Source organism: Pseudodesulfovibrio sp. S3 (genome assembly GCF_004025585.1).
Classification (GTDB): Bacteria; Desulfobacterota; Desulfovibrionia; order Desulfovibrionales; family Desulfovibrionaceae; genus Pseudodesulfovibrio.
In genome coordinates this window covers 284,963-301,605 of record NZ_QTZO01000001.1, presented here as the reverse complement: position 1 = coordinate 301,605, position 16,643 = coordinate 284,963, and the positions used below count along the sequence as shown (strand labels likewise).

Sequence of the window (16,643 nt, the reverse complement as noted above, 5' to 3'; positions counted from 1 at the left end):
AACATGTCTGATATCCGATTGAAAAGCATCGACAAGGCCTTTGGCAAAGTCAAAGTCCTCCATGGCGTCGACCTCGATGTATCCGACGGTGAATTCGTTGTCTTCGTCGGCCCTTCCGGCTGCGGCAAGTCCACGCTGCTCAGGGTCATCGCCGGACTGGAAAACGTCACCGCCGGAAAAATCTTCATCGACGGCGCAATGGTCAATGATGTCCAGCCCCGCGAAAGGGGCATCGCCATGGTCTTTCAGTCCTACGCGCTGTACCCGCACATGACGGTCTACAAGAACATGTCCTTCGGTCTGAGACTCAAGAAGCACGACAGGCAGGAGATCGACCAACGGGTGCGCAACGCGGCCGCGACCCTCCAGTTGACCGACTACCTGGACCGACGTCCCGCCGAACTCTCGGGGGGCCAAAGACAGCGTGTGGCCATCGGTCGGGCCATTGTTCGAAAGCCCAAGGTCTTTCTCTTTGACGAGCCGCTCTCCAACCTCGACGCCGCCCTTCGGGTCCAGACCCGCATCGAGATTGCCAGACTGCACAAGCAGCTCAACGCCACCATCGTGTATGTCACCCACGATCAGGTGGAGGCCATGACCCTGGCCGACAGGATCGTGGTTCTCAACAATGGCCGGGTGGAACAGATCGGCGCCCCGCTCGAACTCTACAACAGCCCCGCCAACATGTTCGTGGCCGGATTCATCGGCTCGCCCAGAATGAACTTCCTCAAGGGGACGGTGGCCTCAGTCGCAGGAAACACCGTTGCCGTCCGTCTGCCCGGCGACAAGACCCTCCGTTTCGAGCACACCACGCCTGCCAGCGAGAACGACGAAGCCACCATCGGCATCCGACCGGAACATCTGCTGCTCGACACCGCGGAAACCGGCCTGCTCAAGGCCCAGGTGGACGTGGTGGAACGGCTGGGCGACGTCAGCTATATTTACTGTACCCTGCCCGACGGCACCCCAATCATCGCCAGCGCCCCCGGCACCAGCCTTGCCAAGACCGGCGACACGGTCCATCTGACCGCCCGAACCGAGAAGATTCATGTCTTCGGACCGGACGGCAACGCCTGGAAATAAACGCTCCAAAACCGCATACCGCCCAGAGGCCGTCGGAACGTCCGGCGGCCTTTCTGTTTATGTACATTTCAAACATTGAAAGAATCATCAGGGGAGACTATAGATCGGTTCAATCAAGGGAGGAAATCGAGTGCAGGCTGCCAACAGAGATCTCATGCGGGCCATCAACCGGGACAACGTACTTCGGACCATCCGGCTGCAAGGCAACATCTCGCGCAAGGAAATCGCCGAACAGACCGGGTTGGGACAGTCCACTGTTACGGACATCACCGCCTCGTTGATCGGCGAAGGCCTGATCTTCGAAAAAACTGCGCCTGGCAAACACACCGGACGCCCGCCCATCCTCCTGGCCCTCAATCCCGACGGGGCCTTTGTGGCCGGAGCCTATATCTCTTCCGGAAAAATAAGCGTGGTGGTCATCAACCTGGAGGCCCGCGTCATCGGTTCGCACGCCCTGCCGCTGGACAAAAGCATCACCACGCCCGAGGCCATCGCGGACAGGATTGCCGAAGCGGTCAGAACCTGCTGCACCCGATACGGTTTCATACCGGAGGATATCTCCGGGCTCGGACTCGGCATTCCGGGCCTGGTCAATTCCGACGAGGGCCTGATCCATTTCCATCCCGGTTTCAACAAGGGATTCGACTGGACCGATATTCCGTTCAAGGATCTGGTGGAAAAGCGCACCGGCTTCCAAACCTTCATCGAGAACAGTTCCAACACGCTGGCCATCTATGAACACTGGTTCGGCGCGTCCAGAGGCATCGACAATTTTTTCGTGGTCACCCTGGAGCACGGCATCGGCCTGGGACTGTATGTCAATGGAGCCCTGGTTCGTGGCTGGCAGGGCATTGCCGGAGAATTCGGCCATGTCAGGGGCGATGCGCGCGAGTGCACCTGCCGGTGCGGCATGAAAGGCTGCCTCGAAGCAATGGCCTCCCCCCACGCCATTCTCAAGGAGGCCAAGAAAGCGATCATCTCAGGCCGCTGGCACCCGTTGCATCCTGACCGGATCACACTGGAAGAAGTCATCCGAGCGGCTGAAAGCGGAGAAAAGGCGCTGCAGGATATATTTACCCAAGCCGGCACCATACTCGGCCAGCGCATTGCCGACCTGACACGCATCCTGGACCCGGAGACCATCATCATCACGGGCAAGAGCAACCTCGCCAAGGACATGCTCTTCGAACCATTGGCCCAGGCCATGGAAACCTGCACTTCAGAAGTATTCCGCGTCACCCCAAAGCTCGTGATCAGCCCCTGGCAGGAAGAAAACTACGCCCGCGGGGCCGGCGCCCTTGTCCTGCAAAAACTCCATCAGAGCTGCGCGTTGTAAAGAGACGATTCCGGCTCGATGCCCCCACATCCTCGCCCCCACATCCTCTGGACCACTGATCGGTCATTTTAAGATGAAATCCAGCGTCAGAGTTTATGCCTCCGAGGAGAAAGGACGCCGGAGTAGTTGCAGAGCGTAGACCGTCGGTGGCCGAGGGCGGAGCAAAGGCTTCGAGCCAATTCAATGAAAATTCAAGCTGCTCCCGTATACAGCAACGGGAGTTATTCTGTCCAACGACGAATGTCTGCGTTCCTCATTGTAGTATCGAAACAGCGCGTCAAACCATAATATGGCTCGATTCCATCAGAGTCCGACTTGGGATGGACATCCTCGTATTTCACCGTCCACCACAACCGCTCGATGAACACGTTGTCGATTGCGCGGCCTTTGCCGTCCATGCTGATGGCGATGCCATTGTCCTGCAAGACGTGGGGAAATTCACAGCTCGTGAATTGCGCCCCCTGGTCCGTATTGAACACCACTGGTGTAGATCTTTACAATGCCTTGTTCAGTGCATGCAGAAGGAACTGTCCATCGACTTCGATAGCTCCCACGCCAACACAAATCGGCTCCACCAGTCTCTATGCCTGCTACCAGACACAGAAAACCGCGCTGCATGGGGATATAGGCAATGTCTGTGCTCCAAGCTTTATTTTTCGCTGAATGGCAACTCATTTCAGCAGATATCGGAACTTGGGATGTTCAGGGTTGTGCTACTCACATGCAGCCCTGGAGTAATCGCTTGCAGCCTGATCGAATTTGCTTGTAAAACAACTCCAGCAGAGACCCGCAGGCCTTGCCGCCCGGAATTGTCCAGCGGACAAGGTCACCCGGGAGATGGTCACCCCGAGTCGGCCGAACTTAGCCTACTGACAATAAATATTTACATAATTTTACACTTTACACACTTAATTAATCACCTTAATAGAATTTTGCTACAGAATAATAATTGGAGATATTTTGGCTAACAACGTTAAATTGTTTAAATTTTCCAGCTGGTATTTGCTAAAACGGAGCATAGGCTATTTCGGTCCGTATAAATCGCGCATTCTATTTGCCATATTGGCCATGCTACTTTATGCCCCCATAGGCCCTGCACTGGCTTGGTTAACTAAATACGTCACAGACCAAGTCCTCATCGATAAGGACGCCGCAACGCTCAAACTCTGCATCCTCGCTTTCGTCATTCTTATCGTTTCCAAATGCATCACACAGATAGGCCAGGTTGTCATCATGAACGCCACGGGCCTGGAGGTTTTAAGAGACCTCCGCAGGGACATGTTCTCCAAGATCATCCGCCTGCCCATGGCGTATTTTGCCGATAGCGAAATAGGCATGCTCATGAACCGCGTCGGGGGTGACGTGACCTCGGTCCGCGCTTGTTTGCCAAACGTGATCATGTTCGTACGCCAGATATTTACTCTTGCCGGATTGATCGGCACGACCATTTTCCTCGACGCATACCTAGCTTTCTGGAGCCTACTGGTCATGCCCATAGCAATTTATCCATTTATCTACTTCGGCCAAAAGATTCGAAAATATGGCAGAAGAACACAAGCGAACCTCTCAGGACTTAATGTTTTATTGGAGGAAAACTTCTCGGGAATTAAAGTCATCAAGGGATTCGCAAACGAACAGCGCACGGAATCTGCCTTCGCCCACGAAAACGAGAACCTCACCAGATTACTCATCCGTAGTCTCCTTTACAACGAAGGGTCATCCCGGATTATGGACATCATTGCCGCCGCAGCCGGCGCCACGGTCCTCTGGGTAGGCGGAATGAGAGTGGTTGAAGGCGTGATGACGCCGGGAGACCTGACGGCGTTCCTGGTGTGCCTGATCCAACTGTACGATCCGATCAAAAAGATGAACTCAGCCAACCAATCGATACAGACCGGCTTGGCGGGTACGGAGCGAGTATTCGACATGCTCGACTCCCCGGACATCCAGGCTGAAACTGACGGTGACTTCGAATTCGACGGCCAGTTGAGGGAACTCACCTACGAAAACGTAGACTTTGCCTATCCGCGTACAAACCACCCGTCACTGAGCAACATCAACCTGAACATCAAGGCTGGGCAACGGGTAGCGATAGTCGGACCGAGTGGCGCAGGAAAGACTACCCTGGTAAATCTTTTGCCGCGCTTCTACGATTTGGACAAAGGACGTATCCTGCTCAACGGACGTCCCATCCAGCAATATACACTGAAGAGCTTACGCCAAGGGATTGGTTTGGTCTCACAGGACACCTTTCTGTTCAACGTCTCCGTTTCGGAGAACATCGCCTACGCCCACGATGACTACGATATGGATGCGGTGGTGCGTGCGGCCAAGGGTGCCTACGCCCATGAATTCGTCTCAGCCATGCCTGAAGGCTACGACACGGTCGTCGGTGAAGGCGGGGTCAAGATATCGGGAGGGCAGAAGCAGCGACTGACCATAGCTCGCGCGATCATGAAAGATCCCTCCCTGCTCATCCTGGACGAGGCCACCAGCGCCCTAGACACCGAGTCTGAACGTGTAGTCCAGATGGCTTTGGACAACCTCATGGAGGGGCGCACCTCCATTGTCATCGCGCATCGGCTCTCCACTATCCTCAACGCCGACGTCATCTTGGTCATGGAGAACGGCCGCATAGTCACCTCCGGGACACACGCTGAACTCATTGAGAGCTGCCCCCTTTATGCCAATCTTTACAAAATGCAATTCGAAGACAATCAAAAAAACGCAGAGTAGGCCCCCGTCAAGCTCAATCGATAGGATAGTCCATGCTTTCATATGAACAACTGACAATGAACTCCAACGTTGCGGACGCCTTTTTTGCATCCCGGGACAAGGCGGCACCCATCGTGTTCTTCGGCGCAGGCTTCGCGCTCAAGGGCATTCTGCAACGCTTTGAGCAAAAAGGATTCACGGCCCTGTCCATCTGCGACAACGACAAGAAGAAGCACGGCAGACAGATTTTAGGGTATACCGTCCAGTCTCTCGATCAGGTAGCCTCGCTGCCTGACACCAAGACCTTTGTCGTCACTTCCCCCGCCTACTTCTGGGAGATTAAGGAACAACTGGAGACTCAATTCGGTGCGAATTCGGTCTGCCCCGTGGACTTCAACTGCACCCATTATTTCTCCGGCAAACAATTCCAACCCTACTTCACGCAACACATAGAACGGTTCAAGGCCGTGGAAGCTTTTCTGGCTGACGATCTGTCGCGTCAAGTTTATCGCCAGGTCCTGAAGGCACACAGCACGGGAAAACGAGAAGACTTCGAGTCCATTCCCCGGGTCGATGACGACTGGTACCTGTTCAAATCGCTGCTGGCGGCGGACGAGGACTCAGTCTATGTCGACTGCGGAGCCTTCGATGGTGACACCATTACGCTTTTCAATAAAACGTCCAAGGGCCGGTACAAACACATCTACGCATTCGAACCGGACAAAAACATCCTTGAAGCCCTTGCTGCGTGCATCGCCGACAACGGCATAGACAATGTTACGATCATCCCCAAGGGAGTGTACAACCGCAACGGTTCCATCGGCTTCAGTTGGGACGGCGTCTATTCCGCGGTCAGCGAATCAAACGCCTCGGTCATGGACAAAAAAAATGATGACGGCATTGAAGTAGTCAGAATCGACGATGAATTGAAGGACGTCCCTGTCTCAATCATCAAAATGGATTTGGAAGGGGCCGAGCTGAATGCCCTGAAAGGCGCGAAGGATACTATCCAGAAACACCACCCCAAGCTCGGCATCTGTCTCTACCACAACATCATCGACCTCCTGGAAATCCCCGAGTATATACACGACATCGCCCCGGACTACCGGATTTACATCAGGCACCACTCCACAAGCTGTAACGACACCATCATGTACACGGTCTAGCATTATGAAAGTTTATATCAAGACATTGAATATATGCCCCATGCGCAGAGTCAACACCACACAGTACAGGGAAGCCCTTCTACAGAACGGCCACGAGTTGGTCGATACCCCCGAGAAAGCGGACAAGGTTCTTGTCTGGACCTGCGCCGTGAGAGGCGACTTCCACGACAACAGCATCTCGGTTCTCAAGGACTTCGAGTCCAGGGGATTTTCGGTGGTGGCCGCAGGTTGCCTGCCGTCCATCGACCCCTCGGAAGTAGAGAACAATTTTCACGGCGAGATCATCCACTACAACAACGACCGTGAGGAGTTCGCCAAGGTCTTCGGGGTTGAGCATATGGACGCTCCGTACCCTGTGGTCGAGGCGCCCATCCCCCTGCCCATCGACGAGTACAAGAAACTCCACCCCGAATTAAAAATCGGCAACGACGACCAATACATCAAAATTTTCCTGTCCGAGGGCTGCACCAGGCTCTGTACCTACTGCACCGAGGTGCGGGCCTTCCCGCCCTACCGGAGCTTCCCCAAAGAAAAGCTCGTCGCCAAGGCCCGGGAAATGGTCGAGAAGACCGAGGTCAAGAATATCGCCCTCTTCGGTGACGACATCGGTGCCTATGGAGTGGATACCGGCACAACCCTCATCGAACTCATCCGGGAACTCAAAGCCATACACCCCGACGTCCGGATCAGCCTCAAACAGATCCACCCCGCCTGGTGCCTGCACTATACCGAAGAGTTGAGCGCGCTTGTCAAGGACGGCACGATCTTTCAGGCGCTCGTGCCTATCCAGTCGGCCAACGACAGGGTGCTAGCGGCCATGAAGCGAGGTTACACGAAAGAAGAGTTGCACACGGTGTTCAACTCGATCTTCGACGGCTCCCGGGTGGAATTGGAGACCCACGTGATCGCGGGCTTCCCCACGGAAACCTCCGAGGAATGGGAGGAAACCGTGGAATTCATCCTGCAGTACCGGTTCCGCTACGTCATGGGGAACATTTTCATGGCCGGGCCGAACACCGAGGCCGCCGCCATGGACGGCCAGGTCAACCGAAAGGAGAAGGAGCGCCGCATCCTGGACGGAGCGGACAGGATGGAGACCAACGGCACGGTCGTCGGACACGACCTCAGCGCCCGTTCCAAGGAGCACACCACTCTGAACAGAATCGACCTGATGGAACTCTAGGGAACCCGACCGCTGATCCAAAAGCAATCAACCACCCGCAACCAATCGACACGGACCTATATGCACTCTGACATCACCATAATCCTCCCGACGCACAACCGGCATCACCTGCTCGACGATACCCTGCCGTTTCTGGACGAATTCAACATAAAAACGGTTGCAATCGACTCCACGCAGACCCCGGTACGAGACACAAAAGACCTTTTCCAACATTCTCTATATTCATGCTCCGGGGATGCATCCGGCCAAAAAGATCCAACAGGCTCTCAAGAAGCAGGCCCTAATTTGATAAGGAGCTGTCCCAACTAAGAGCTAAACACTCCGCTTAGGTTTAGGGTGGCATCACTTACGAAAAAAAGCAGGCTCAACTCATTGAGCACTGGATTACATTTACGAAGGACCGAAATGAAGAACGAAATCACCTTGATTCTCCTGACGTTAAACAGGCACCACTTACTCGATAATATCCTGTCCTTTCTGGATGAATTCGAAGTTAAAATTATTGTCATGGACGCGACAGAATCCAAATTCATTCCTCAATTCGATTTCAAGAACATTGAGTACTATCATGCTCCGGGCGTCCATCCGCTGGCCAGATTTCGCGAGGCCACAAAGCGTACGCAAACCCCCTACACCATGGTTACCGCCGATGACATCTACCCATCGCTGTCCTTTTTGAAAAAAAGTCTGGCTTTCCTGGAAAGCAATCCAGACTATGCCGCCATTCAGGGAAAGGTTTTCTTCAATTCCAATGGGAAAATTGTCCTCAGAAGACCCGAGGCCCATTTTTTTCAGGCGGATGCAGACTGCCCGGCCACACGCTTACTTCAATTTTTCACCTATTATCACCCTGTATTTTACTCCCTGCAACGGACTGAATGCCTCCAGTTCGCCCTGGATCGATTCCCAGAGGGAGTTGTCGACTACAACTTCTGTGAATTATATTTCGCCCTGATCCTGATCGCTCAGGGCAAGGTGGCTACAGTCAACTCTTTCCATCAAGTCATTTGCGATGAACCGAAAAGCACCAAGAACTTCAAATCCGTCCTGGCAACCTCCAAGAACCTGGTCCGGAAAAACAAATACTATCCCGAACTGGCAACGCTGAAGAATGACATCGTGAACTACCTGGTCGAAGAAAAAGGGATCTCCACCACAAAGGCCACGTTCTACGTAGACAACACCATGCGCATAATGATGCTGAGCATTCTGCCCAAGAAGAATAAATGGTACTGGATGCGCGACCGCCCTCCCAAGACCTTCATGGATCGGATCAGGTTCGAGTTAAACGCCCTTTTCAGGCGCGTCGGCCTTCCCATTCCCAAACCACCCAAGCCCAGAAAGACCAGCATTCAGGACGTGCTCGCCGAAGATCCGACGGCAGCCGAAGATTACAAGAGAATCTGCAAGTTGATCGGCTGCAGCCATCAATAGCCACGAACCATTGTCCTCCCGAGCGAAAGGTACCATACAAACATGCCCACCATTCTCCACATCACCACACACCTGGGAGGCGGTGTCGGGCAAGTCGTCACCAATATCGTCGGCAGTTCCGGCGCCAGCAGTTTCATCCACGAGGTCGTCTGCCTGGACCGGCTCAGTGCCCACTCCCGGGATTTGTGCGCGCGCCGCGCAATCACGGCGCACTCCGAGGTTCCCTACGACCGAATATTGCGGAAAGCGGAACAGGCGGACATCATCCAGGTGGAGTGGTGGAACCACCCCCTGCTGAACAAATTCCTGTATTCGGTTACGCTTCCACCCGCGAGGACACTCTTCTTCTCCCATGTCTCCGGCTTCCATCCGCCCGCCGTCTTCACCCGTGACGCCCTCGATCTGGCCGACATCTTCTGCCTCTCGACCCCTTATTCCGAAGACCATCCGCTCATCCGGGCGCAACAGCCGGAAAAGGTCTGCACCCTCTTCATCGCCGGGGGGAGCACCAAGCGGGTCGCGGGCATCACCCCCAGGCCGCACACGGAGTTCAATGTCGGCTACGTCGGGACGGTCGATTTCTGTAAGATGCACCCGGAATTCCTCCATATGAGCGCGGCCGTCAATATCCCGGGCGTCCGCTTCGTGGTCTGCGGAGAAGGAGCGGCACGGCCGGAACTCGAAAACGCTGCGGCCGACCTGGGACTGGCGGGTCGGTTCTCGTTCAAAGGACATGTGGACGACATCGCCGAGGTCTTCCGGGAATTGGACGTCTTCGGGTACCCACTGAACGCCAGGCACTACGGCACGGGAGAACAGGCCCTGCTCGAGGCCATGGCCGCAGGCGTGCCCCCTGTAGCCTTTGCCAATGGCTGTGAAAGGACCATCATCCAAGACGGAGAGACCGGCTTGCTGGTGGACAGCCCGCAGGCCTACGCCGATGCCATCGAATTCCTTTACAGCCATCCAGAAGAGCGCAGACGACTGGGTGACAACGCGAGGCGGTACACAAAGACCCACTTCACCCTGGAAAAGACCGTGGACCGTTTCCACAAACTCTATGCCGAACTCCTTAAGCGGCCCAAACGGCTCCACGAGTTTGACGATGCGATCCGGCCTCCGCTCCCAGGCCACCGGATATTCCTCCGATCCCTGGGAGACAGTGCCGAGCCATTCGCGACCAACACCCTTTCGGAAGAACTTGACGTACTGCTTGAGACCGACCTGGCAATCGCCGACAGCCCGGAGGAGATGACCACCCCGACCAAGGGGAGCGTCATCCACTACGCCACCCTTTTCCCGGAAGACCCGGTACTCGGATTCTGGCACGGTCTCATCCGCCAGAAACAGGGGAATCACGCCCGGGCTGCCACCCTCTTTTCCCGGGCTCGGGAACACGGTTTCGGCCACTGGCGCATCCTGTGGCATCTGATCCAAAGCCAAGAGGCTCTCGGCGACATGGAAGCCGCTGACGCTTGTCACCCCCTCCTCGGGGAAGCCATGCCGGGTTCCCCGAACCCCACGGAGGCCGTCAGGCTATTGGACGAATTGCAAGCCCGAGCCCAGGCATACGCCCGCTTCAAAAACGAACTGAAAGCGATCCTCGAAACTCCCTTGCTCGTGCCTTCGCCCCTGCGCCCCGTGTCGGCGGAAGGCATCGTCCTCTACGGCGCCGGGAAGATGGGACAAATGGCCCTGGACTGCCTGGCCCATGCGGGCATCCAAGCGCGCCTGATCGTCGACAGGGACTACGGCAGCGACAGCCTTCGGGGCGTTCCAGTGGTCACGCCTGACGATATCCCCAAGCAGGCCAAAACGACGATGACCTTCGTCGTCTGCATCGCCACCCTGGAATTCGCTCCCCTGGCCGACTTTCTCAAAGGTCTCGGCTGCACGGATGTTCGGCATTTCTACGACCTCAGCGAAAGCACCTTTCCCGAAATCATGCCCAACGGCTGGGTCATCGAGTCGCCGGATAGGCCCCTACTTGAGCGCATAGGTAAGCAGCTGTCCCATGACCCTGGTTCCCTGTCGCATTTCTGCCATTTCCTCTGGTGGCGCGTGGCCCGACGCGAAGTAAACGACCGTGCCCATCCGGTCCTTTCGGGGCGAAAGTATTTCAATGCCCCCTGCGTCCCGGCTTCCCGGGGCGGGGAAAATCTGATCGACTGCGGAGCACACCTGGGGCAGACCATCGATGCCTTCATCGAGTACACCAGCGACCGTTTCGGGGCCGTCCTCGCCTTCGAACCCGATCCAGAGACCTTCAAGAAATTGAACCAGCGCTACGACGACCCGAGGATACACCTGGAGCAAATAGCGATATCCTCCTGCGAACGAAGGGAAAGCCGATTTCGACAGGGCATGGATTTCGCTTCCATGCTCTCCGAGAAAGGTGAACTATCCGTAAAAACAGCTTGTCTGGATTCAATGCCTGATGTTACGCAAAGCTTTCTTAAGATTCATGTGGAAGGAGAAGAACTTGCCGTGCTCAGGGGAGCAAAATCCTTCATTCAGCGAAACCGCCCCGTGATCATGGTCTTGGCCGATCACTCCGCCGCCGGCCTCGACGCCATCCCCGATTTCCTGATAGGACTCAATAGGTATAGGCTGTTCTTCCATCTGCATGACTATTGCGGCAACTCGGCGGTATTCTATGCGATCCCCGAAGAGCGACTCACGCGCAACCAAAACCAGGTCACGCGCCAAGTGAAATGACGATAAAAACAATGGACATGAAAGCAGTTACCGACACGACCATCAATGACCTCATCGAGGAACTCCTGCCCAAGGCACACGCCATTGTCGACGATTTCGGCGACGGAGTGACCCTTTACGGACAGGGCGTGGTCGGGCAATGGGGAGCCTCTCACCTCTCCGGGGTCGGAGCCGCCATCAACTGCATTATCGACAACGCCCCCGACAAACAGGGAACAACCTACAAGGCTATCCCTACCCTCCGGCACGATGACGGAATCGGACGAAGCCGATCGCTACTCATTTCCGCCAGGCACCACGTACAACCGATTGCCGCCCGCTGCGCCCCCCACTACGCCAACATCATGTCCCTGGACGCCTTTGTGATCGTCACCAATCGCGATCGGATCGCCCAAGCCAGGGACATGTTCGAAGATGACGGGATCAGTCGTCGTTCTTACAACGCCGTTATCCACGCCCTGCTGAGCAACTCTCTTGAGCAGTGCTACCCGGTGCTAGACAACAACATGTACTTCTCGGTCCCGCAGTTCGCCTGCGGCTACTCCGAATCCTTCGTGGACGCCGGAGCCTACGTCGGCGATACCCTTGAAAAATTTATCTGGAAGTGCGGCGGCTCCTTCGAAAGCATCCTGGCTTTCGAACCCGGCGCGCGACAGTTCGCTGCCATGAAAGAGCGCATCCGCAGACTGCGCGTAGAGTGGGCTCTGGGCGAAGGCGCTATCACCGCCGTCCAAGGCGCGCTGGCCGACAAGAACGGCCACATGGCGATCGACAAGTCCGGCCTGCCGACCTCGAACCACGGGGCCGGGGGCGTCAGGGCACAATCCGCGGACACCGTGCCGATCCACAGGCTGGACGACTTCATCGGAGACCGGCGGGTGACGATGATCAAAATGGACGTGGAGGGAATGGAGGCGCAACTGCTCTCCGGCGCCCGACAGACTATCGCCCGGCAACAACCCAAACTCGCCGTCTGTGCCTACCATTACCCCGTTGATCTCTTCTCCCTGGCCGAAAACGTTCAGGAGATCGCACCCAGTTACCGCTTCGCCTTCCGCTGGCATACCCCGGTCCTGGGCGACTATGTCCTCTATTGCTACTAGTTTATGCACCAAAGGAACAACTCAATGGATGATACCAAAGAATTTGCCCAGAGCGTTAAAGAAAACATCAAGAATCTCGGCGAGTCGAAACGATGCAGGGAAGTGACCCTGGAATGGCTCTCCGAGGTCCTCAAGTACAACTACTCCCATAACTTCACCTGGATGGGGCTGCCCATCATCCAGGCCCCGCAAGACATCGTCGCCATGCAGGAGATACTTTGGGAGGTGAAGCCCGACCTCGTCATCGAGACCGGAGTGGCCCGAGGCGGATCGATCATTTTCTATGCCTCGATGATGGAAATGATGGGATTGGACGGCCACGTCCTGGGCATCGACATCGACATCCGTGCGCACAACTACCGGGCGATCATTCAGCACCCCATGTATCGGCGCGTGACTCTGTTGGAAGGCAGTTCCATCGACACCGGGACCGTGACCAAGGTCCACGAATTCGTCAAGAGGGCCGAGCGCGTCCTCGTGGCCCTGGACTCCAACCACACCCATGACCACGTCCTGGCCGAGCTGAAACACTACGCCCCCATGGTAACCAAGGGCAGCTACTGCGTGGTCTTCGACAGCGGCGTGGAGAATCTGCCGGACAACCCCACCTGCAATGACCGCCCGTGGGGTAAAGGCAACAACCCCAAGACCGCCGTCCACGAATATCTCAAATCCGACGACTCATTTGCCGTGGCCCGCGAGATCGAGGACAAGCTGCTGATCACCTCCTGTTCCGACGGATACCTGAAAAAGATCAAGTAGCCGGACATAATTCCCTAAACGAACACGCCAAGGACCCCATGAGCGCGACCCTAGATACACGCATCGACCAAAGAAACCGGACACCACTGCAGGATGTTATTCCACTTGAGACTCCGTTCGTCCTGTTTCTAGACCCCTCCAGCCGCTGCAATTTCCGCTGCAACTTCTGCCCCACCGGCAACAAGGAGTTACTGAAGACGTCCAGCCGCCAAAACGTCCTCCTCGACTACGACCTGTTCACCAAGATCATCGATGATCTGGAGAAGTTCGACGGACAGCTCAAGGTGCTGCGGTTGTACAAGGACGGCGAGCCGTTCCTCAACCCGAGACTGGCGGACATGGTGCGCTACGCCAAGCAGAGCAACAAGATTCTCTCCGTGGACACCACGACCAACGGCTCGCTGCTGACTCCGGAGCGGGCCCTGCCCGTGGCCGAGGCCGGGATCGACCAGATCAATATCTCCCTGGACGGCATGAGCGACGAGCAGTTCAAGGACTTCACCCACACCAAGGTCGATTTTGCCCGGTACCGGGAGAACATCAAAACGCTCTACGAAAACCGGGGCGACTGCAATATCCTGATCAAGACGGTCAAGGAGATTCTCACCCCGGACACGGAAAAGCTCTTCTTCGAGTATTTCTCGCCCATCGCCGACAAAATCTTTGTGGAGCATGTGGCCCCCTGCTGGCCGGAGTTCGACGTCCTCGAGAAGATCGACGCGAGCCTGGAGACAGGCATCTACGGCCAGCCTATCGCCTCGGTGGACACCTGCCCCTACGTCTTCTACTCCATGTCCATCAATGCGGACGGTCGGGCCAGCGTCTGCTTCCTCGACTGGAAGCACGACCTCATCGTCGGCGACGCCAACACGGAAGACGTGAAAGCCATCTGGAACTCGGATGCCATGAATCGCTACCGACTGGATTTCCTCAAAGGCGAACGGCAGCACATGCCATTCTGCAAGGACTGCATGCAGCTCGCCTACGGCATGGCCGACAACATCGACGAATTTCGGGACGCCCTCTACGAAAAGGTCAGCCAGCACGCGGGACTTGTCTGATGCGAAATACCAAAACTTTACTCCGTCCCTGCCCCGTCTGCGGCGCGACCCACGGCACAGTGCTGCGGGCCATGCGCTTCGCCGTGTTCGATGACTGCCCGCTGACCGGCGAGTTCGAAGTGATCCTCTGCGACGAGTGCTCCTTCGTCTTCTACGACACACCCAACACCCTCGAGGACTTCACCCTTTTCTACGAACAGCACTATTTCGTCTCCGGTTACACCGCCAAGGGTGACGTGGCGGTCATGCGGGCCAAGAACTCACCCTTCGAGGTCATGGGGCCTCGACTGCGCGACGACGCCCGTATTTGCGACATCGGCTGCGGCAAAGGCGACCTACTCCTGTCCTTCAAGCGACAGGGGTACGCCAACCTGTTCGGCGTGGACCCGTCTCTGGATTGTGTGGAGTACCTCAACCGGGAGCACGACCTGAACGTGACCCTGGGCACGGCAACCGACACAGTACACCAACCAGGGAGCTTCGACTGCATTCTCTCGACGCACACCTTCGAGCACATTATGGACCTGCCCGAGGCGGCCCGGTCCATAGCCGACCTGCTCGCCGATGAAGGACTGGCCTACATCGAAGTCCCGGATCTGACCCGGTACGATGCCTTCCCGGGTAGGGCCCCGATCACCTACCTCTTCTACGAACACATCAACCACTTCACCCCGTACACCCTGAAGCGGCTGTTTGCCGAGGCCGGACTGACCATGATCGACTACGGCCGCAAGGTGCTGGACGAGGAACTAGAGCCGTCCATCCCCGGCTGCTTCGCGGTCCTGCAGAAGGGCAACAAGCTTGCAGTGCCAGACAAGGTCCAAACGCTCGAGCCAGGCTCTCCCGATGAATACCTCAAGCTGTTCGCCGGGGACTCCACCCCGGCCAACCGGACCCTGCAGAAGCTGGCCGAATCCGGGGCCGAAGTATACATCTGGGGCATCAACTTTTTCCTCCAGCGAGTCATGGCCATGACCCCGCTCAAGGACTGCAACATCGTCGCCCTCATCGACAGGGACGCAATCAAGCAGACCAAGACCATCGAGGGCAAACCGATCAGCCCACCTTCGGCAATAGAAGGTGCCTCTCCCGACTCCGCCGTGGTCGTCTGGCGCGGCCCCTGCGGGGCATCCATTTCCCATGATCTCAAAAACGCAGGGTACTCAGGCACCATCGTCGTGGCCTGACCCGTCGCCCCGGAGCATCATGAAAAAACGCATCCTTGTCACCGGCGCCACAGGCTTCATCGGCAGGCACGCAGTGCGCGCCCTGACCAGGCGTGGCGAGACAGTCACGGTCGTGGGGCGTTCCACTGATAGGCTGCTTTTTTTTAAGGATAACCCGCGCGTTTCCCGCGTAGTCCTGGATCTCGACGACCTCCCCAAAGACCTCCATAAAACCCTGGGGCGCCCCACCCACTGTCTCCACCTGGCATGGCCCGGGCTGCCCAACTATCTGGCAGACCGCCACATGGAACACGCCCTGCCGCAAAGCAAGCGGTTCCTCGACGCCCTCCTGCGGGAAGGGCTCCAACGGCTGGTGGTGGCCGGAACCTGCTTTGAATACGGCATGATCGAGGGAGAGCTTCGCGAGGATATGATAATCACCCCGACCACCCTATATGGCCAGGCCAAGAATCAGCTCAGACTCCACCTCGAGGATCGCGTCCGGGGGACCGGCTGCACTCTGAGCTGGGCAAGGCTCTTCTATCTCCACGGAGAGGGTCAGTCACCCAATTCCCTGTTCGCCCAACTGGACAGGGCCATCGATGAAAACAAGAGCGATTTTGACATGTCCGGCGGGAAACAGATAAGAGATTATCTACCAGTGGACACCGCTGCCGGGATTCTCGCAGTCCTTCTGCTCGACAACCCTCACCCCAGCACGGTGAACGTCTGCTCGGGCCGACAGACGGAACTCAGAACGTTAGTGAAAGAACACCTACGTCGCCGGAGCAGCTCGATCCGACTCAATTTAGGAGTTTTCCCGTATCCGGAATGGGAGCCGTTTCGGTTCTGGGGCAGCACTGACCGGCTCAACGAATTGCTGTCACAGTCCCCAAAAGCACAATTGTAACTCAAC

Annotated in this window: 12 protein-coding genes and 1 pseudogene; 12 read left to right on the top strand and 1 reads right to left on the bottom strand. The window is 56.6% G+C overall.

The genetic code is table 11. The annotated features are described in order from the left end of the window. Window positions 1–3: 3 nt before the first annotated feature. On the top strand, window positions 4–1,083 hold the full coding sequence (ugpC, locus tag DWB63_RS01525; RefSeq protein ID WP_128327032.1) for a sn-glycerol-3-phosphate ABC transporter ATP-binding protein UgpC: 1,080 nt from the start codon (window positions 4–6) through the stop codon (window positions 1,081–1,083). Between the two features lie 130 nt (window positions 1,084–1,213). Continuing rightward, on the top strand, window positions 1,214–2,419 hold the full coding sequence (locus DWB63_RS01520) for an ROK family transcriptional regulator (protein WP_128327031.1): 1,206 nt from the start codon (window positions 1,214–1,216) through the stop codon (window positions 2,417–2,419). A gap of 320 nt (window positions 2,420–2,739) precedes the next feature. Here DWB63_RS01520 and DWB63_RS17460 read toward each other — a convergent pair. Then, window positions 2,740–3,055: pseudogene (locus tag DWB63_RS17460) on the bottom strand (DDE-type integrase/transposase/recombinase); the annotation flags it as partial. Window positions 3,056–3,379: 324 nt separating this feature from the next. Here DWB63_RS17460 and DWB63_RS01510 point away from each other — a divergent pair. From DWB63_RS01510 to DWB63_RS01465, 10 genes are all read left to right on the top strand, one after another. Then, window positions 3,380–5,155 (top strand): ABC transporter ATP-binding protein, encoded by a 1,776-nt coding sequence (locus DWB63_RS01510; protein ID WP_241648530.1) that lies wholly within the window; start codon window positions 3,380–3,382, stop codon window positions 5,153–5,155. A gap of 32 nt (window positions 5,156–5,187) precedes the next feature. Then, window positions 5,188–6,300, top strand: coding sequence for an FkbM family methyltransferase (locus DWB63_RS01505; protein ID WP_128327029.1), 1,113 nt, complete (start codon window positions 5,188–5,190; stop codon window positions 6,298–6,300). 4 nt (window positions 6,301–6,304) lie between these two features. Continuing rightward, the gene (locus DWB63_RS01500) at window positions 6,305–7,483 is read left to right on the top strand and encodes a radical SAM protein (RefSeq protein ID WP_128327028.1); all 1,179 of its coding nucleotides are present in this window, start codon (window positions 6,305–6,307) and stop codon (window positions 7,481–7,483) included. Window positions 7,484–7,888: 405 nt separating this feature from the next. Then, on the top strand, window positions 7,889–8,917 hold the full coding sequence (locus tag DWB63_RS01495) for a TIGR00180 family glycosyltransferase (protein WP_128327027.1): 1,029 nt from the start codon (window positions 7,889–7,891) through the stop codon (window positions 8,915–8,917). A 42-nt stretch (window positions 8,918–8,959) separates the two neighbouring features. After that, complete coding sequence (locus tag DWB63_RS01490; protein ID WP_128327026.1) at window positions 8,960–11,635, top strand: FkbM family methyltransferase; 2,676 nt, start codon at window positions 8,960–8,962, stop codon at window positions 11,633–11,635. Window positions 11,636–11,652: 17 nt separating this feature from the next. After that, window positions 11,653–12,738 (top strand): FkbM family methyltransferase, encoded by a 1,086-nt coding sequence (locus DWB63_RS01485; protein ID WP_164879738.1) that lies wholly within the window; start codon window positions 11,653–11,655, stop codon window positions 12,736–12,738. A gap of 24 nt (window positions 12,739–12,762) precedes the next feature. After that, window positions 12,763–13,500, top strand: coding sequence for a cephalosporin hydroxylase family protein (locus DWB63_RS01480; protein WP_128327024.1), 738 nt, complete (start codon window positions 12,763–12,765; stop codon window positions 13,498–13,500). 38 nt (window positions 13,501–13,538) lie between these two features. Further along, on the top strand, window positions 13,539–14,561 hold the full coding sequence (locus tag DWB63_RS01475; RefSeq protein ID WP_128327023.1) for a radical SAM/SPASM domain-containing protein: 1,023 nt from the start codon (window positions 13,539–13,541) through the stop codon (window positions 14,559–14,561). Further along, entirely contained in the window at window positions 14,561–15,748 is a 1,188-nt protein-coding gene (locus DWB63_RS01470) for a class I SAM-dependent methyltransferase (protein WP_128327022.1), read from the top strand. The genes DWB63_RS01475 and DWB63_RS01470 overlap by 1 nt, the downstream gene beginning before the upstream one ends. Before the next feature lie 19 nt (window positions 15,749–15,767). Then, the gene (locus tag DWB63_RS01465) at window positions 15,768–16,637 is read left to right on the top strand and encodes an NAD(P)-dependent oxidoreductase (RefSeq protein WP_164879737.1); all 870 of its coding nucleotides are present in this window, start codon (window positions 15,768–15,770) and stop codon (window positions 16,635–16,637) included. The last annotated feature ends 6 nt before the right edge of the window (window positions 16,638–16,643 follow it).